At 50.2% G+C, this 16,888-nt stretch carries 16 protein-coding genes and 1 pseudogene; 11 read left to right on the top strand and 6 right to left on the bottom strand.

Going from position 1 to position 16,888, the window contains the following annotated elements; all coding sequences use genetic code 11:
• The 3 genes and pseudogenes from H6H02_RS20525 to H6H02_RS20515 form a co-directional block, all read left to right on the top strand.
• Positions 1–83: pseudogene (locus tag H6H02_RS20525) on the top strand (IS1 family transposase); the annotation flags it as partial.
• Positions 84–447: 364 nt separating this feature from the next.
• Positions 448–2,046 carry a mucoidy inhibitor MuiA family protein gene (locus tag H6H02_RS20520; protein WP_190821188.1) on the top strand — a complete coding sequence of 533 codons (1,599 nt, stop codon included), beginning with the start codon at positions 448–450 and terminating at the stop codon, positions 2,044–2,046.
• A gap of 108 nt (positions 2,047–2,154) precedes the next feature.
• Positions 2,155–3,366, top strand: coding sequence for a DUF3747 domain-containing protein (locus H6H02_RS20515; RefSeq protein WP_190821186.1), 1,212 nt, complete (start codon positions 2,155–2,157; stop codon positions 3,364–3,366).
• A gap of 173 nt (positions 3,367–3,539) precedes the next feature.
• On the opposite strand, the gene H6H02_RS20510 is transcribed toward H6H02_RS20515, so the two are convergent.
• Together H6H02_RS20510 and H6H02_RS20505 are read right to left on the bottom strand one after the other, a co-directional pair.
• Complete coding sequence (locus tag H6H02_RS20510) at positions 3,540–3,986, bottom strand: low molecular weight protein arginine phosphatase (protein ID WP_190821184.1); 447 nt, start codon at positions 3,984–3,986, stop codon at positions 3,540–3,542.
• Between the two features lie 60 nt (positions 3,987–4,046).
• The gene (locus tag H6H02_RS20505; RefSeq protein ID WP_190821182.1) at positions 4,047–4,556 is read right to left on the bottom strand and encodes a GNAT family N-acetyltransferase; all 510 of its coding nucleotides are present in this window, start codon (positions 4,554–4,556) and stop codon (positions 4,047–4,049) included.
• Between the two features lie 414 nt (positions 4,557–4,970).
• On the opposite strand from H6H02_RS20505, the gene H6H02_RS20500 reads away from it, so the two are divergent.
• The 5 genes from H6H02_RS20500 to H6H02_RS20480 all read left to right on the top strand — a co-directional run bounded on the left by H6H02_RS20500 (position 4,971) and on the right by H6H02_RS20480 (position 10,799).
• Positions 4,971–5,498 carry a 2Fe-2S iron-sulfur cluster-binding protein gene (locus tag H6H02_RS20500; protein ID WP_199329392.1) on the top strand — a complete coding sequence of 176 codons (528 nt, stop codon included), beginning with the start codon at positions 4,971–4,973 and terminating at the stop codon, positions 5,496–5,498.
• Positions 5,499–5,702: 204 nt separating this feature from the next.
• On the top strand, positions 5,703–6,689 hold the full coding sequence (locus H6H02_RS20495) for a xanthine dehydrogenase family protein subunit M (protein ID WP_190821178.1): 987 nt from the start codon (positions 5,703–5,705) through the stop codon (positions 6,687–6,689).
• Positions 6,686–8,908 carry a xanthine dehydrogenase family protein molybdopterin-binding subunit gene (locus tag H6H02_RS20490; protein WP_190821176.1) on the top strand — a complete coding sequence of 741 codons (2,223 nt, stop codon included), beginning with the start codon at positions 6,686–6,688 and terminating at the stop codon, positions 8,906–8,908. The genes H6H02_RS20495 and H6H02_RS20490 overlap by 4 nt, the downstream gene beginning before the upstream one ends.
• Before the next feature lie 131 nt (positions 8,909–9,039).
• Positions 9,040–10,173 carry an XdhC/CoxI family protein gene (locus tag H6H02_RS20485; RefSeq protein WP_190821174.1) on the top strand — a complete coding sequence of 378 codons (1,134 nt, stop codon included), beginning with the start codon at positions 9,040–9,042 and terminating at the stop codon, positions 10,171–10,173.
• Positions 10,170–10,799, top strand: a complete 630-nt coding sequence (locus H6H02_RS20480; protein ID WP_190821172.1) for a nucleotidyltransferase family protein — start codon at positions 10,170–10,172, stop codon at positions 10,797–10,799. The genes H6H02_RS20485 and H6H02_RS20480 overlap by 4 nt, the downstream gene beginning before the upstream one ends.
• Positions 10,800–10,836: 37 nt before the next feature.
• Here H6H02_RS20480 and H6H02_RS20475 read toward each other — a convergent pair whose 3' ends face one another.
• Positions 10,837–11,310, bottom strand: coding sequence for a GNAT family N-acetyltransferase (locus H6H02_RS20475; RefSeq protein WP_190821170.1), 474 nt, complete (start codon positions 11,308–11,310; stop codon positions 10,837–10,839).
• Positions 11,311–11,533: 223 nt separating this feature from the next.
• Between H6H02_RS20475 and H6H02_RS20470 the strand changes: the two genes are divergently transcribed.
• From H6H02_RS20470 to H6H02_RS20460, 3 genes are all read left to right on the top strand, one after another.
• The gene (locus H6H02_RS20470; RefSeq protein ID WP_190821168.1) at positions 11,534–12,520 is read left to right on the top strand and encodes an aldo/keto reductase; all 987 of its coding nucleotides are present in this window, start codon (positions 11,534–11,536) and stop codon (positions 12,518–12,520) included.
• Between the two features lie 138 nt (positions 12,521–12,658).
• A complete protein-coding gene (locus tag H6H02_RS20465; protein WP_190821166.1) occupies positions 12,659–13,708 on the top strand; it encodes an aldo/keto reductase in 1,050 nt (349 codons plus the stop codon).
• Positions 13,709–13,925: 217 nt separating this feature from the next.
• Positions 13,926–14,321 (top strand): VOC family protein, encoded by a 396-nt coding sequence (locus H6H02_RS20460; RefSeq protein WP_190821164.1) that lies wholly within the window; start codon positions 13,926–13,928, stop codon positions 14,319–14,321.
• Between the two features lie 215 nt (positions 14,322–14,536).
• Here the strand turns inward: H6H02_RS20460 and H6H02_RS20455 are convergent, their stop codons facing one another.
• The 3 genes from H6H02_RS20455 to H6H02_RS20445 form a co-directional block, all read right to left on the bottom strand.
• Entirely contained in the window at positions 14,537–14,839 is a 303-nt protein-coding gene (locus tag H6H02_RS20455; protein WP_190821162.1) for an antibiotic biosynthesis monooxygenase, read from the bottom strand.
• A gap of 505 nt (positions 14,840–15,344) precedes the next feature.
• Positions 15,345–15,986 carry a response regulator transcription factor gene (locus H6H02_RS27950; RefSeq protein WP_190821160.1) on the bottom strand — a complete coding sequence of 214 codons (642 nt, stop codon included), beginning with the start codon at positions 15,984–15,986 and terminating at the stop codon, positions 15,345–15,347.
• The gene (locus H6H02_RS20445; protein WP_190821158.1) at positions 15,983–16,888 is read right to left on the bottom strand and encodes a trypsin-like peptidase domain-containing protein; all 906 of its coding nucleotides are present in this window, start codon (positions 16,886–16,888) and stop codon (positions 15,983–15,985) included. Before H6H02_RS20445 ends, H6H02_RS27950 begins: the two co-directional genes overlap by 4 nt.

Genomic DNA, 16,888 nt, shown 5'->3' with positions numbered 1-16,888 from the left:
CCAAGAGCGAGGAAATGCTGAGACACTCAATTCGCTTGTTACTTCACTACCTGAAGTTTTGGGATGTGCCTGTTCCAGCTTGATTCATACCCCCATTCAGCAACGCCAACATTTCTTTAACCTCGCCTCGTCTCCGCTGGAATGTTCTCTGTGCAAATCAGGCTGGCAACTTTACGCTACGGACTGGGCGTAATGCCGTTTGTGGTTTGGGGCATTTTTGTATGCTTGTTTGTTGAGTTTCATAATATTTAATACTACAAACACACCTGCACTGCCGCACCGTCAGGATGCTCCCGCTCCTGACCCTTCTCCGTTAATGGGTTAGGGATGAGGTGCCAAATGATGACAATTTAAATGGAACACAGACTCCCCTATGTTCCATTTAATTAGAGTGACATTCCAAATGATGGCGATTTAAATGGATTTAATATCAGGAAGTTCTAAATCATGCAAGCAATCCAAAGGTCGCCAGAAGTCATTCAAGAATTAACCCTCGATGCACCTGTTTGTGTAGTGACACTCTTAGAAGATAGGGCACAGGTGCAACGAATTGGCAAAATTAATTTGACCCAAGGACTGTGGAGAATCCAAGTCCAACAAGTTGCGCCAGTCCTCTCCGATAAATCTCTCCGGGCAGAGTTTTGTGAAGAATATCCAGAGGCTCGAATTGACGATGTGCGTGTTCGCCGCCAGATGTTGGTTAAGGAAACAGATCGACTAGACAATGTAGAGACGGGGAATTTCGCATCTTTACAAGCAGAACTGCGATCGCTACTTAACTCCTTCAACAATATCAGCGAAGACCGCCAGCACCTCGAATCGTGCTTCGAGCGAGTAAACACCATTCTTGCTAAAGGTTTGCAGGAACTCCCCGTGGATGCAATTTGGGGGCAAATCGACCCCAAATCCTGGCGAGAGCAAATTTCTACTTTATTTAAACAATTACGAGATTTCCGATCGGAAATCTTAAGCAGCTATCACACTCAAGAACAACTACATCAGCAAATTCACGACTTAATTGCCAAAGCAAAAGCCTTATCTCGTCCCGATATGGTCTATGTTGCCAACATCGAAGCCGACTTAATGATTCCCCAAGCAGGAGAGTATGCGATCGCTTTTGACTATGTGGTTCCCGGTGCCATGTGGAGACCCTGGCACCAAGCACGCCTTCTCCTCGACGAAAAACCGAGTCTCTCTTTCCGCTGCGATGGCTGCGTCTGGCAACGCACTGGAGAAGATTGGAAAGACGTAGATTTAGTCTTTTCCACCGCCCGTGCATCCTTGGGCACTGAACCACCCCTGTTGACAGATGATCCTTTAAATGTTCAAGAAAAATCTCAGCAAATCGTTATTCAAGCGAGAGATCAACAAGTTCAGACAACCGGACTCGGAACTGGCACTGCCCCCACTACCATTGATTTACCCGGCGTTGATGACGGCGGCGAAGTTCGCAACCTACGCAGCCAAACGAAAGCAACGATTCCCTCAGATGGTCGCCCTTACCGCGTTGCTATCTTCTCCTTCGACTCTCCCGCCTCTGTAGAGTATGTCTTGATGCCAGAGTTGTCTTGTCAAGTCATCCTCAAGAGCGAACAGACAAACACTTCTAGATTCCCGATTCTAGCGGGACCCGTGGATTTAGTGCGGACTTCTGGCTTTATCGGTCGCACTTCAGTTCTATTTATCTCGCCTGGAGAGAAATTTGCTTTGGGATGGGGATCGGATAATGCAATGCGCGTACAGCGCACCCAAACCCAAAAAAGAAAACAGGATCATCTAACTAAATGGAACATTGTCACAACGACAACAACATTGTTCCTTTCCAATATTGGCTCAGAACCGAGAGCGATTAAAAGTACCGAACGGTTGCCAATTTCGGAGCTAGAGCAAGTGAAAGTAGAGGTGATTTCCGATCAAACCACAAATTGCGTGCAACCGGATGAAAACGGCTTTTGCAGCTGGAATTTTACCCTAGAACCTTACTCTCAACTCCAAGCATCCTTGGTCTACCAAGTTTCAGCCGCACCGGAAGTACAAGGCATCTAGGGCTTTGCCTCTATTGATTTGGGCGGTATGAGGGGGGAACTTTTGGGTAAGGAATAATATCACATAACTAAAGAAAAGAAATCTACCCAGCTCCATAACCTCCTCACCATGTCTTCGCCTTCAACCTCCTCCAAGCGTCTATTTGGACGGTCAATTGCTGCCCTAGCCACCGTCGTCCTCTCCACCCTCAATGCCGTCAACCCCAGCTCCGCAGCTATTTTTACTCAAAAAGAAGTTGAACAAGGTAAATTTATCGCCGTAGCTGCCCCATACGGCACGAATAGTTATCAACTGCTAGTCCTAGAACAGATATCAGATAAACGGGCGTGTTGGAGTGAAAGTGGCGATCGCCCGGTGGCAATCGATCCGCTGCTACTTAACTTTGACTTCACCGGAATTTGCGGACGCAGTACCGACAGCAACGGGTATTCTATCCGCATGGCGGGGACGGATTTGGGACTGAAGTACAGCTTCAACTTAGTAAAGCGCGACGGCGAACTCGTCCTCGTCGGCACGAACTTTAGCGATCGCACTGTCCCAACCATTGAAATTGGCAGAACCAACGGACTCAGCAATGGTTTTATGAAAATCAATCTCGATCCGGCGTGGCGGTTCGCCAAAAGAACCTACAACGGTAAAACCCTCGGTCACGTCTATCTTGCCAGCGACCAAGCCGCGCCGGGAATCGATCCTGGCGACATCGCAACCCCACCCGGAAGCTCCAGCTTCGGAGATATCGCCTCAGATGTCTACGCGAAAGAAATTGAACAAGCCGTTGCTCTTGGCTTCGTCGCTGGCTTCAAAGAAGACAACACCTTCCGCCCTCAAGTCGCCTTAACCAGAGAGCAACTGGTGTCTATGGTGTTGGAATCTTTAACCAAGCTACCGGGAGCCAATGTCACGATCCCGACTCAAGCTGCATCCCGACCCTATCCTGATGTTGATGCCTCGCGCTGGAGTGCCGCTAAAATTCAATGGGCGCGGGATAACAAAATTGTCAGTGGCTACCAAGACGGCACCTTTAAACCCACTCAGCCCGTCACGAGAGCTGAATTGATGGCAGTGCTGCGACGTGCTGCGGAATTTGGCAAAAATATGCGTGGACTTAGTCCAGAATTAGCAACCAAAAACTTAGCGAAAACCTTCTCAGACACCGAAAAACACTGGGCTGCCCCGCTGATTAGCCAAATGTCTTCTTATTGCAATGTCGCCTCCCCAGTCAATGAAGTCGGCAGCAAGTTTGAGCCAAACTCTCCGACTCGCCGCAACTATGCTGCCGCCGCCACTCTGCGGATGCTCAACTGTGTCAAAACTGAGTAATCCTCATCGTTCTTTCGCGTCTAAATAGACTCTCAAGACAATTTTGATGGTTTGTTCTAGACGCGATAAACCCTTGTTTCTACGATTAATGAATCCTTTCGCTTAACCCTGACCGATTACTAGACATCCAGTGAGAAAAGCCTTCGTTGCGATTAAAAATCAGATGATTTTGGTTAGCGCGTAGCCGCTAGCTTCTCTAACAACAGATCCAACTTTTTCTCAATTTCTCCGGCACACTGTCGATATGTTGCCAAGTCGCCACCATAGGGATCGGCGATTTCAGATTGATCGGGATAGCCGACGTATTTTTTTAAGGTATATACTTTGTCCGCAGCAGCAGAGAAGGCATCAGCGATCGCTTTCTTTTGTCCGCCCGTCATAGTCAGCACCAAATCCGCCCAATCGATCAGATGGCGATCCAGTCGCTTCGCTTCATGGTAATGATGGATACCATACTCTTTTAGGACGTGCTGGGTCTGCGGGGATGCAGAATCTCCCTCAAACGCCACGACGCCCGCCGACCGCACCTCCACTTCCATTCCTTGCGCTTTTTGGCGGAATAGCGCTTCTGCCATCGGGCTACGGCAGGTATTGCCCGTACACACAAATAAAATCCGCATTTGTGACCCTCCCTTTTCTATCTCGCTGTTGCTCAGCCAATAAAACTGCTGTAGTTAATTCTACGGAAAAGTGGGTCTATTGATTGCATAAACGCGAACAGCCTTTTCCTGAATAATTGTGTCTTTTTCGTAAGTTAAGCCGACTTTCATTGCGACCTTCTGAGACGCGATGTTTCCCGGAGCGATTAAGGAAATGAGACGGTGGCAACCCAGAGCAAAACCATAATCTCGAATTGCACTCGCAGCTTCGGTTGCCAAACCCTTTCCCCAGTATTCCTTAGCCAGCATATAACCAATCTCGACTTCTTCTTGCCCATCCACTCGCTGCGGTATTAATCCACACCGACCAATAAATTGGTTGTCAGCTTTGTGAATGGTCGCCCACAAACCGAAGCCGTATTTCTCGTAACAGCTAAATATCCACTTGATGTGACCTTTAGTTTCTTCGGATGTCCGCGTATTGGGGAAGAACTTCATCACGACCGGATCTGCAAAAATGGTTGCCAAGTCATCTACATCATCCAAGGTGAGATGTCGGAGAATTAAGCGCGGTGTTTCAGTTACAATCATCTGATTTTTGGGTGTTTGTTTCACAAAGTCAAGTGCAACTGATATCTTGCACCAATATCTTGCAATCTTGCACCAATCCGATAACCCGCCCAGAATTTGAATTCTGGGTGAATCAATCAGATCTATTGAAATAGACTAAAAACCTGAATATTTCTAATTTTTAGTCTGTTTTAACGAAATTAAAGCTATCAGCAAAAAATTTGCTTTCCTTGCGTCTCATTAAACTTCAGTTTTCATGCCGAGAAATGTAAAACGCACTATCTTTATTATTAGACCTATTTTGACACCGCAAAAATGAGGCTGAGGATAACACGGCGACGGTTCGGTATGCTAACGATCGCAAGTACCTTGGTCGTTGCTAAGGATGCGATCGCATCCCGCATCGCGAATGCAAACCTTACAAAAAATATTTTTATGCAAACAAGCCCTAAGACTTCCACCGCAGTCGCGAAAACCCTGGAGCCTGGTAGTATTGACGTGACACTGCGGATCAATGGTAAATCGCACACTTTGCAAATAGAACCGCGCGTGACGCTACTGGACGCACTGCGAGAACGTATCGGTCTGACAGGCACCAAGAAGGGTTGCGATCGCGGACAATGCGGTGCGTGTACTGTGTTGGTCGATGGACGACGCATCAACTCGTGCCTGACGTTGGCAGTGATGCATGAGGACGCGGAAATTACAACAATTGAAGGTTTAGCTCGTGGAGATGAACTGCATCCCATGCAGGCGGCTTTCATTAAGCATGACGGCTTTCAGTGCGGATATTGTACGCCCGGTCAGATCGTGTCTGCGGTGGGTCTATTGGCAGAAGGGTGCCCGACATCCGATGAGGGAATTCGGGAGTGCATGAGCGGCAATCTCTGTCGCTGCGGTGCTTATCCAGGCATTGTTGCCGCTGTGCGCGAAGTTCATCAGACGCAGACTAGCAATGGGTAGTCGGGAAGCATGAGCAATTCCTTCACCAATCATTTGCATACCCGCTCCGCCCTGAAATAATCGGGCTAATCGCTAAAGTTAGCTAAAGACTAACTGGATATGGATTTCAACGGGTTGAAATGGTTTTGAGCGGTGAAGCCGGACATTTATCTCATGGCTCTTAAGTCAGTGCCATTCAACTTAAACCCATGCACAGGAGTTTTAATGAAACCTTTTAGTTATGTGCGTGCTACTGAAAAAGGCGCAGCCATTCAGACAGTTGCCGGGGATCGGGCCGCGAACTTCATCGCTGGCGGCACTAATTTAATCGACTTGATGAAAGGAGGAGTGGCGCAGCCTGACCAACTGGTAGACATCACCCGGCTACCCTTGGCAGACGTGACGGCAATCTCGAATGGCTTACGCATCGGGGCGATGGCACGCAATAGCGACGTCGCCAATAATCGGTTGGTGCGCGATCGCTATCCGTTACTTTCTCAAGCGTTACTCGCTGGCGCGTCACCGCAACTGCGGAATATGGCAACCATCGGCGGCAACTTGATGCAAAGAACGCGCTGCTACTACTTCAACGATTCGACGATGCCGTGCAACAAGCGCGAACCCGGTTCCGGTTGTTCGGCGATTGAAGGGTACAACCGCATTCACGCGATTTTCGGTGCCAGCGAACAGTGCATTGCAACGCATCCCTCGGATATGTGCGTGGCGCTGGCAGCCCTTGATGCCGTGGTGCGCGTTGAGGGGCCGAACGGAGAGCGACAAATCCCCATCAGTGACTTTCACCGCTTACCGGAAGATACGCCCCAAATCGATACGGTGCTTCAACATGACGAACTGATCGTTGCGGTTGATTTGCCAGATTCACCCTTTGCCGCGCGATCGCACTATTTAAAAGTACGCGATCGCGCAAGTTATGCTTTTGCCCTGGTTTCCGTCGCCGCCGCCCTCGATATCGACAACGGCACCATCAAAGGGGCGCGAGTCGCGATGGGGGGCGTCGCACATAAGCCGTGGCGGGCAGTAGCGGCGGAGAACATTCTAGTTGGGGCAAAAGCCAACGAGCAAACCTTTACCGCAGCGGCAGAGGCAACAATACGCGAAGCCCAACCCCAAAAATACAACCGATTCAAAGTTGAAATGGCAAAACGAGCGATCGCGCGGGCACTCACAAAGGCAGCAGGAGGCACGGTATGAGTCAATCTGATAAGGCTACACCAGCAGTGGGCAAACCCCTCAATCGGGTGGATGGACGCCTGAAAGTGACCGGCGGTGCCCGCTACTCGGCGGAAATCCCCGTCGAAAATCTCGCCTATGCTGTCACAATTGGCAGCGCGATCGCCCGCGGACGGATTCAAAGCATCGACACCAGCGCGGCAGAGAAGTCGCCCGGTGTATTGGCCATCTTAACGCACCTCAACGCGCCGAAACTCCTCCCGGTTGCCACCTTGTTAGGGGGTGGCGCTGCCGCTGAAAACCGCCTAGTGCTACAAGAAGCGGTTGTACATCACGTCGGACAGCATATTGGCGTTGTCATTGCCGACACCCTAGAAAACGCCACCCACGCCGCATCGCTTGTCCGCGTCGATTACGAAGCAGAAACGCCGGTGATGGAGATGGAAAAGGCGCAGGCATACGCGCCGAAGTCCGTGTTTGGTAGATCGCCAGAGACGATCCGCGGCAATCCGACGCAAGCCTTAGCCGATGCTGAAGTGCGGATTGAAGAAACTTACCGGACACCCACCGAACACCACAACCCGATGGAGACGCACGCGACAACTGCCGTGTGGGAGGGCGATCGCCTCACCATTTACGACGCTACGCAGTACAACTTCGGAGTGCGTCAGGCGATGGCGACAACGCTGGGCATCCCTGAAGAGAACGTGCGCGTCGTGTGTCAATTTATCGGCGGCGCGTTTGGTTGCAAAGGTTCAGTTTGGCCCCACGTCACGCTAGCCGCGATCGCTGCCCGTCAGGTTCGTCGTCCCGTGAAATTAGTTTTAACTCGTGAACAGATGTTTACCACCGTCGGGCACCGGGCGGAAACTGAGCAACAAATCGCACTCGGTGCAACGCGCGACGGTCGCCTGACTGCGATCGCCCATCGCGGCATCTCCCATACTTCAACCTTTGAGGAATTTGTCGAACCGTACACCGTGGGAACCCACATGATGTACGCCACTCCCAACTTGCAAGCAAAGCAAAGTCTCGTCCGTCTCAACAAGGGAACGCCGACATTTATGCGTGCCCCTGGCGAAACTCCGGGGATGTACGCCCTCGAATCGGCGATGGACGAACTCGCTTATGCCTTGAAACTCGACCCGATTGAGTTGCGCCTCCGCAATCACGCAGATACAGATCCCAGTAATAACCTGCCTTGGTCGAGCAAGTCGCTCAAAGAATGTTACCAACTCGGTGCAGAAAAATTTGGCTGGTCGCGGCGCACTCCCGAACCGGGTTCAATGCGGGACGGTCGTTATTTAGTCGGGATGGGCATGGCAAGCGCCACATACCCCGTGAACCATTTTCCCGCTAGCGCTAGAGTCCGCATTTTGCAAGACGGCACCGCCTTGGCGCAGAGTGGTTCCCAAGAGATGGGCACGGGTACGGCGACGGTGATGGCGCAAGTCGCCGCTGACGCCCTGGGGTTGCCGGTTGAGCGAGTGCGGTTTGAACTGGGAGACACCGAGTTGCCCCGTGCGCCGGTATCGGGGGGTTCGGCAACGATGGGAAGTGTCGGAACTGCCGTGCATGAAGCGGCACAAGCTGCCCGGAGGAAGGTGCTGGAGTTAGCCCGCACAGATGCTCGTTCCCCGCTTTACAACGTCCCGGAAACAGACATTGCGATTGAGGGCGGACGCCTGTTTCGCAAGAGCGATCGCAACCAGGGCGAAACTTACCAAGCGGTGCTGACGCGCCAAAATTTGCCGCAAGTTGAAGAAAGCTTTGATGCCAAGTTTAGCCGCGCCGAGCAGAAGTATTCCATGCACTCCTTCGGCGCTCAATTTGCCGAAGTGCGCGTCGATCCTGACTTTGGCGAAGTGCGCGTAACCCGCTTTGTGGGAGCCTTTGGGGTGGGACGGGCAATCAACCTCAAAACAGCGCGATCGCAAATGATTGGCGGGATCGTCATGGGGCTAGGTATGGCACTTTTAGAAGAAACGGTGACAGACCCCCGCACAGGGCGCATCGTCAACGCCAACCTGGGCGAGTACCACGTCCCTGTCAACGCAGACATCCCCGCCATTGAGTCATACTTCGTCGAAGAAATCGACCCGCACGTTAACCCAATTGGAGCTAAAGGCGCAGGCGAAATCGGCATCACCGGCGTCGCAGCGGCGGTGGCAAACGCTGTCTATCACGCCACCGGGAAGCGCATCCGCGACCTCCCGATTACGCCAGATAAGTTGCTGTAATCTGTCTTAGAACCTAACCCCCCAGCCCCTTCCCTACGAGAGAAGGGGAGCCATATTCAAAGCCCCTCTCCGATGCGGAGAGGGGTTTGGGGAGAGGTCAGTTCGTATTGGCTCAAACTGCAAAGCGCTATATGAAAGAATTACAGGAGATTATTGCCGCATTTGCAAAAGCCAAAAATTGCGGCAAGACAGTAGCGATCGCCACCATTGTTAAAGTCAGCGGGTCTACCTACCGGCGTCCGGGCGCTCGAATGCTGATAAATCTAGAAGGAGAGAGAATCGGCTCAATTAGCGGCGGCTGTCTGGAGAATGACGTTTTTGAGCGCTCTCAACAGGTCATCGTGTCCGGTAAACCCCTGTTGGTGAACTACGATACGACCTCCGACAATGACATCGTCTGGGGGCTGGGACTCGGTTGTAAGGGAATGGTACAGGTTCTGATTGAACGCCTAACTCCAGAAAACGAGTTCAGTCCGATGACCTTTCTGGCAGAGTGTCTGCATCAGCGGCAAGTGGGCGTTCTAGCAACGACATTTCACATTGAAGGTCAAATAAAGGCACAAGTCGGAACCCATTTAATGCTGCATCAAGATGGCACGATTTTCACTAACCTCGAAGATGCCGATTTGAGTGCAGATATCCTCGAAGATGCCCGTAAAGTGCTTGATAAAAATTCCTCGCAGGTAAAACTGTATGCCTTACGGGGAGGGAAAGCTGAAGTTTTTCTTGAAGCGATTCAGCCACCTGTCTCGCTGGTCATTTTTGGAGCCGGTGACGATGCCATCCCGGTTGTACGCTTGGCGAAAGAATTGGGATGGTACGTGAGAGTCATTGATAGCCGACCTGCCAATGCACAATCAGACCGATTTCCCAGCGCCGATGAAGTTATTTTATCTCGCCCAGAAATCGTCAATGAAACCGTAGAAATTGATAACCGCACCGTAGCTGTCGTGATGACCCACAACTATCTGCACGACCTAGAAATCCTGAAAACACTCTTGCCTTCTCCCGTGCAATATTTAGGCATTCTTGGCCCAAAAAGAAGAACCGAACAGTTACTTTTGGAGCTAAAAGAAGAGGGAATGTATCTGACAGAAGCCCAACTTCACCGCTTGCATGGCCCCGTAGGACTGGATATTGGCGCTGATACGCCGGAAGCGATCGCCCTCTCAATTGTGGCGGAAATTCATGCGGTTCTCGCGGATCATTCGGGTGGTTTATTAAGAAACCGCAAACAACCGATTCACAACCGGAGTACCGGATGAATGCGCCTGTTGTCGGTTTAATCATTCTCGCCGCCGGAGCATCCACTCGCATGGGGACGCCAAAACAACTGCTGTTGTATCAAGGGCGCAGCTTCCTTCGCCACACCGCAGAAATTGCGATCGCTTCCCTCTGTCAACCCATCGTCGTCGTTCTGGGAGCGAATGCGGAACAAATTAAGCCGGAAGTCAGCGAGTTACCCATCCAAATTGTCGAAAACCCACAGTGGGCGGAGGGGATGAGTTCTTCGATTCGGGTGGGTATTGAAGCACTGGATAATTTAAATCAAAGCTTAGACGCCGTTGCGATCGCTCTTTGCGATCAGCCTTTCATTTCTTCCCAACTACTCAATCAAATCGTAGAAGCCTATCAGGTCACACGCCGACCGATTATTGCTTCAGAGTATGCCGGAAGCTTGGGCGTACCCGCTTTGTTCAGCCGCGCCTTGTTTCCAGAACTCATGAGCCTAAAAACGACCGAAGGCGCAAAACAAATCATTAAAAAACACTCACCCGAAGTCTTTCGCATCCCCTTTCCGGGGGGTGCTATCGACATTGACACCCCAAAAGATTACCAGGAATTTCAAGCGCTCGCTGATGAGTCTCTACAAAGCAGGACTGGTATTTAGCAAATATCAAAATGAAAGATAATACAATTTTTACTTTTTAAAGCATTTTCTCCATGAACACAGTACAGTGACCCTCGTTGTATCGGTCAATAAAATAGAAGCCGAGCCGCTGATAAAGCTCCAGAGCTTGTGCTTGTTTTTGTTCATCAATCGTATCCAGCCTGACTTTCTTATAACCTGTAATTCTGGCAAAATCTAAGAGCATCTGAGTCATTTTCGTCCCCAACCCTCGTCCTCGATAATCTTTAAGAAACCACATTCTCTTTAGTTCGCAGATGTCGTCGCTCAAACGCCGAATTGCGCCGCTGCCAACAACCCGCTCCTCATCAATCAGCACCAAAAATGTGCCCTTATTGTCGAAGTAGTGCGATTGCACGTCATCTATATCAGACATGGCATCGTAATGCCTAATCACTTCTTCAGGAAGCTGCCATATTTCCTTGCAAACCGCGATGATTACGCGCTTGACTTCTTCAACTTGATGTGATTGTATCGGTTTGATTTCTATCATCTGTTTTTCTGCTGTTGCGTATAAACGGGACAGATTATCAGTTTGAGATCCTTCAAGTCGATGTGCAACTGCTGAGTCAAGCCCCACCAAGCGTAAAGGTAGAAATCCGATTGCCTGTTAGGAAAAATGTCTATCTTAAGACGTATCCCCAGGCAAGTGACAAAACATCGTTCCCTGCGTAGACTGAGCGCAAGTCAGGCAAACTTTCACAAAGAAATTAGCGATGAAGACACGACAGTTAGGACAAAGCGATCTCACCGTCTCGGCAATCGGCTTGGGTTGCATGGGAATGTCAGATTTTTACAGCAACCGCGATGATACTGAATCAATTGCCACCATTCATCGGGCGCTGGAATTGGGGCTAAATTTTCTCGACACGGCTGATATGTATGGGCCATTCAAGAACGAAGAATTGGTCGGACAAGCGATAAGAAATCGCCGCGACTCAGTGGTTCTCGCTACTAAATTCGGCATCGTTCGCAGCGAAGACCCTACCGTTCGCGGTATCAATGGCAAACCGGAGTATGTTCGCTCAGCCTGCGAAGCGAGTTTGCGTCGTCTGGGTGTAGAGACGATTGACCTCTACTACCAGCACCGAGTTGACCCCAATACTCCCATCGAAGAAACCGTCGGTGCGATGGCACAACTGGTTCAAGAAGGCAAAGTCAGATATTTAGGACTCTCGGAAGCTGGCTCGGAAACCTTGCGTCGTGCTTGCTCCGTACATCAAATTACCGCATTGCAGAGCGAGTATTCCCTGTGGAGCCGTGATCCAGAAGACGACATTCTTGCCACCTGTCGAGAGCTTAACATTAGCTTTGTTGCCTATAGCCCGCTCGGACGCGGGTTTTTGACGGGTCAGATCAAAAGCTTTGATGACTTGGCTGCTGATGATTATCGCCGCAACTCACCGCGTTTTCAGGGCGAGAACTTTCAGAAAAATCTGGAACTGGTGCGACGGATTGACGAAATTGCCCAAGAAAAAGGGTGCCGACCAGCGCAGCTGGCTCTTGCTTGGGTGCTGGCGCAGGGTGAAGACATCGTTCCCATCCCCGGAACTAAGCGACGACAATATTTGGAACAAAATATCGCGGCGCTGGACGTGAATCTGACCCCAGAAGATTTGCAGCGCATCGACGAAGTGGCACCAAAGGGCGTTGCTAGTGGCGGACGTTATCCGGAATCGATGATGAGCATGGTAAACCGCTGACATTTTTGAGCAACGGTTTCTGCTACAAAGATGCTTGTGACAGGTCAAAGTTACTACGTGCAATCCTAAAGGCAGTTAATTCCGAGCCATCAGATTTTTTGTCCACGCTAAAACTCCCTTCGTTCTACAAGGAAAACCATGAGATACAAGCTATTAGGAAAGAGTGGATTAAGAGTTTCCGAACTCTGCCTTGGCACAATGACTTTTGGTGAAGACTGGGGCTGGGGCGCATCCAAAGATGAAAGCCGCCAAATCTTTGATGCCTTTGTGGAAGCAGGCGGTAATTTTATTGACACTGCCAACGGCTACACAGAAGGTACCAGCGAGAAAATGGTTGGTGAGTTCATTGCCTCAGAACGGGAACGCTTTGTCGTTGCCACCAAATACTCGTTTCCCTTGCACATGAGCGATCGCGCGGGCAATCCCAACGGCAGTGGCAACCATCGCAAGAACATGATGCAGTCGTTAGAAGGCAGCTTGAAACGCCTGAAAACTGACTACATTGACGTATACTGGCTGCACGCTTGGGACTTCATGACGCCCGTAGAGGAAGTGATGCGTGCCTTCGATGACATGGTACGCTCTGGCAAGGTTCTCTACATTGGCATTTCTGACGCACCCGCCTGGATTATTTCCCAAGCAAACACGCTGGCGCAGTGTTACGGCTGGACGCCGTTTGTAGCGCTGCAAGTCGAGTACAGTTTGATTCAGCGGACGCCAGAACGCGACTTGCTACCGATGGCAAAGGCATTCGACTTGGCAATTACGCCGTGGTCGCCCTTAGGCGGCGGTGTGCTAACGGGCAAGTACAATCGCACCCAGAGCAACAGTGGCGAACAGGGGCGAATCGGAACGATAGGGGGGAATATTTCCGAGCGGAATTTAGCGATCGCTGATGTTGTCTGTCAAGTTGCTGAAGAAATTGGGCACACGCCTTCACAAGTGGCGCTGGCTTGGCTAAGCGCTCAAAGCAGTGTCATTATCCCGATTATCGGTTCTCGGAAGGTCAGCCAGATCAAAGATAATCTGGCTTGTTTGGATGTCAAACTCATGCCAGAGCATTTGCAACGCCTCAACGAGGTGAGTCAGATTGATCTAGGCTTCCCCCATGACTTCCTGAGTAATGACACGATCCGCGATCGCCTTTATGGCGGCACATTTAACTTAATCGACAATCATCGCATCTGAAACCAGGGTAAGGAATCAATCAACAACCCCATGCTTTTTCCTGATAGTTTCTAATGGCGCTCTAATTCACCTTGCAGAATTTACGTTAAAGCCAGAGAATCAGGAATGCTTGGTGGAATGGGAGCGGGAATCTGTAATGTTAAGGTTGCAAAATCCAGAACGAAACGATTTTTCAATCTCCCACAAAAATCTATCGCTCAAATAAGGTGAAGTTGCCATGAAAGTTAAAACTGCATATACAAGGCTTCTGGTTACTGATATTGAAGCTTGCTTTCTGTTCTACCGAGATGTAATGCAATTCAAGGTTAATGTAGAAGATTTCACGAGTGGATATGCTGAGTTTGAAGCTGGAGATATGAAGCTGGCTTTATTCAGACGGCAGGAAATGGCAGAGATGATAGGCAACGATGAGAAGCCTTCCAGTGCCGAATGTCAAGACAAAGTTGTATTAATTTTCTCAGTACCTAACTTGGATGAAGCCTATCACGAATTAAGACATAAAAGCATTGAATTTACTACAGATCCGATGACCAACCCATACTATGGAATGAAAACAGCCTATCTTCGAGATCCTGATGGAAATCTTATCGGTCTATATGAGTTTTTAGACTAATCTAAAAGAGTCAGTCTGGTTAGCGATTCCTATGCTCATGATTGTGCGATCGCTATTGGCGTTTTAAGCGTTCGGACGGCAAAGGCAAACCCAATTCCGCATCCCTCTTGGGTGTGATTGGCTGACGGACAAAGGTGATAAGGGAATGATTTCTGCCTGTACAGTTCTTTCGGCTGCAAACCAAAATTCAAGTTGTCACAGCACCTTATCCCCGATCAGACCTCATTGCTTACAATTTTTTTGTAATGTTCTACTGTTGGAAATGGCTCGTAAAAATGGTGTAATAGCTGACACCATTGCTGATACTCCGGTGATTGTCGAAAACCAACCGTGTGATCTTCCAGTTTCACCCAACGCACTAGCAGGATGTATTGGTTTTCAACTTCCAAACACTGCTGTAGCTCATGGCTAATGTAGCCATGCATTGAGGAAATGATTGATGATGCTGTCGCGAAGGCTGCTTCAAATTCAGCAGCTATTCCAGGTTTAACCTTAAGGATTGCAACTTCCAGAATCATGCTTTGATTTCCAGTATCATCTGAGGGCTTTATTCTCTGTATTGGCAGAAATTCACCGCTTACGACCTTTAGCCAAGCGCTAAGGCTTGGCTATCCAGGCTTGAATATCAACGTGTCTTGGTGCAATATCTAAGCGGAATCTAAACATAAAATCACATTTTTCCGTGTTCGGGAATCTCTAAATTGTTCCACAATTAAGAAAACCTCTATTTAAGGAATCATTATGGGCAAGGAAAAAGAAAAGGGTGGCAGAGAAGCCAAAAAGCCTAAAAAGGAATCTGATGGCAGCAAGAAGCAGAAGAAAGATCCGAATAGACATGACGGGCCAGGAGGGAAGTAAACCAAGCTAGACGAGTTCCGTCTTTATATGGCCTGCACCTCTTGTAGGATACTGTTGGCATCTCGATCTGACCGATCCCTAGCCCCTTTCTTAGCAGGTAAGGGGCGGGAGCTTCGGTTTGCCAAGCGTGGTGCTTTCAGGGGATAGCCATCATCCTGCAACGGTTTAAAGCATAATCAAACCCAACCTCGCACCCAGAGTAACCGCCTCAGTCCGACTGGAAGCGTTGAGCTTCTGAAAGATCGATGATACGTGGAACTTGACGGTATGTTCAGAGATGCTCAAGTGCTTGGCAATATTCTTGTTACCCATTCCCAGCGCTAGCATCCCTAAAACTTCGATCTCCCGTGGTGTCAGCGCCTGAATCGGGGAAGCAGGCAGTCGGCGTGCGGAGGACTCTTTGAGAGGTAGCAGAGAATCCATAAAGTCTGCATGCAGCACCACCAGCCCCAGAGCTGCTGTCACCACAGTTGCGACAATTTCCTCAGCCGTTGCCGTTCGCGGTAAGATTGCCCGCACGCCGACTTGCAAAACCGACTCTAGCCAAGTGCTGTGGGGGTTGTTCGCTAAGATGACAAGTGCCCAAGATTCTCCACCAAGCGCGAGTAATTTCTCTTCAGCCGGATCGTCATCTGAGAAGGAATAATCCAGCAACACCACATCGGGTTGTCGTTCCTCAAGCAGCGCTACCAGAGTGTCTGTGCTAGAGGAACTACCGACGATTTCCAGCAACTCAGAGGTGCGGATGATGCTCTCCAACCCCGCACGCACGATGGGATTTTCGGCTGTCACCACGACCGAAATCACGCTAACTTCACCTCTGGAAAGGTTGGTTCTGCACTGTCTCGCTCACCAGATGCGATCGCGTAGCATCGTCTTCCAGAACGCAGAAATTCCAACGCTAGAGGCTTTCCCGGTTCGGCATCCTTGAGAATGCTGGGCAGATCGTCAGGGGTCTGAAAATATTCACCGTCCACGCCTATTAGCACGTCGCCTATTTGAAGACTCACCGAGGCAGCTAAACTCCCCGGAGCAACTTCCAACACCAATAAGCCCAAAACGCGCTGATTTTCTAAACGAAGCAGCACGGGACGGAGAGTGACGCCCAGAGAGAGAGAGCGATCGCGTTTGAGAAACCGTTCGACTCTGTTGCTGGGGATTGCCAATGCTAACCCATCGGCAATCATCGTGTTAATTGCGATCGCTCGCCCTTGTGCATCGGCAAGCAAACCCCCAGAATTGCCGGGTGCTAGCCGAATATCAGCCTTCACCCATCTTTGAGTGCTGAAGTCTTCGGTGGCGTTAGTCGCGTGAATAATTCCCTTGGTGAGTGCGCCGACTAGACCCAGCGGATTTCCCACTGCCAGCACCAGTTCGCCGACTCGGAGCGTCTCGGAGTCGCCAACCGTGACGGCTGGAAGGTCAGTTGCCTCAACCTGGAGTGCCGCTAAATCCTGCCGGGAGTCGATGTCTGTGCGGATAGCCTCCATGACTCGTCCATCCCAAAGTTCGACAATCGCCCGGTCAGAGGGAGCGACATGAGCGTTGGTAATAATCAAACCTTGAGAATTCCAGATTACACCCGATCCGCCACTCCCACGGCTGCTGCGGACTTGTAAGGTAGAACGACGCAGTTGTTCGGCGATTTGCGACAACTCTAGGGCAATCTCTGCACTTGCACCTGTATTTTCTAGGGTTGCGGTTGCCAT

It is taken from the genome of Coleofasciculus sp. FACHB-1120, from assembly GCF_014698845.1.
In the GTDB taxonomy this organism is placed as follows: Bacteria; Cyanobacteriota; Cyanobacteriia; order Cyanobacteriales; family FACHB-T130; genus FACHB-T130.
The sequence above is the reverse complement of the archived record's forward strand: the minus strand, read 5'-3'. Positions and strand labels throughout refer to the sequence as shown.

Coding starts and splice junctions, on each gene's coding strand:
- H6H02_RS20445 (WP_190821158.1), bottom strand. CDS start 16,888: ATGGCAACCGCAACCCTAGAAAATACAGGTGCAAGTGCAGAGATTGCC.
- H6H02_RS20515 (WP_190821186.1), top strand. CDS start 2,155: ATGTCTTCGCCTTCAACCTCCTCCAAGCGTCTATTTGGACGGTCAATT.
- H6H02_RS20495 (WP_190821178.1), top strand. CDS start 5,703: ATGAAACCTTTTAGTTATGTGCGTGCTACTGAAAAAGGCGCAGCCATT.
- H6H02_RS20455 (WP_190821162.1), bottom strand. CDS start 14,839: ATGATTCTGGAAGTTGCAATCCTTAAGGTTAAACCTGGAATAGCTGCT.
- H6H02_RS20500 (WP_199329392.1), top strand. CDS start 4,971: ATGCAAACAAGCCCTAAGACTTCCACCGCAGTCGCGAAAACCCTGGAG.
- H6H02_RS20510 (WP_190821184.1), bottom strand. CDS start 3,986: ATGCGGATTTTATTTGTGTGTACGGGCAATACCTGCCGTAGCCCGATG.
- H6H02_RS20480 (WP_190821172.1), top strand. CDS start 10,170: ATGAATGCGCCTGTTGTCGGTTTAATCATTCTCGCCGCCGGAGCATCC.
- H6H02_RS20465 (WP_190821166.1), top strand. CDS start 12,659: ATGAGATACAAGCTATTAGGAAAGAGTGGATTAAGAGTTTCCGAACTC.
- H6H02_RS20460 (WP_190821164.1), top strand. CDS start 13,926: ATGAAAGTTAAAACTGCATATACAAGGCTTCTGGTTACTGATATTGAA.
- H6H02_RS20490 (WP_190821176.1), top strand. CDS start 6,686: ATGAGTCAATCTGATAAGGCTACACCAGCAGTGGGCAAACCCCTCAAT.
- H6H02_RS20505 (WP_190821182.1), bottom strand. CDS start 4,556: ATGATTGTAACTGAAACACCGCGCTTAATTCTCCGACATCTCACCTTG.
- H6H02_RS20520 (WP_190821188.1), top strand. CDS start 448: ATGCAAGCAATCCAAAGGTCGCCAGAAGTCATTCAAGAATTAACCCTC.
- H6H02_RS20485 (WP_190821174.1), top strand. CDS start 9,040: ATGAAAGAATTACAGGAGATTATTGCCGCATTTGCAAAAGCCAAAAAT.
- H6H02_RS20475 (WP_190821170.1), bottom strand. CDS start 11,310: ATGATAGAAATCAAACCGATACAATCACATCAAGTTGAAGAAGTCAAG.
- H6H02_RS20470 (WP_190821168.1), top strand. CDS start 11,534: ATGAAGACACGACAGTTAGGACAAAGCGATCTCACCGTCTCGGCAATC.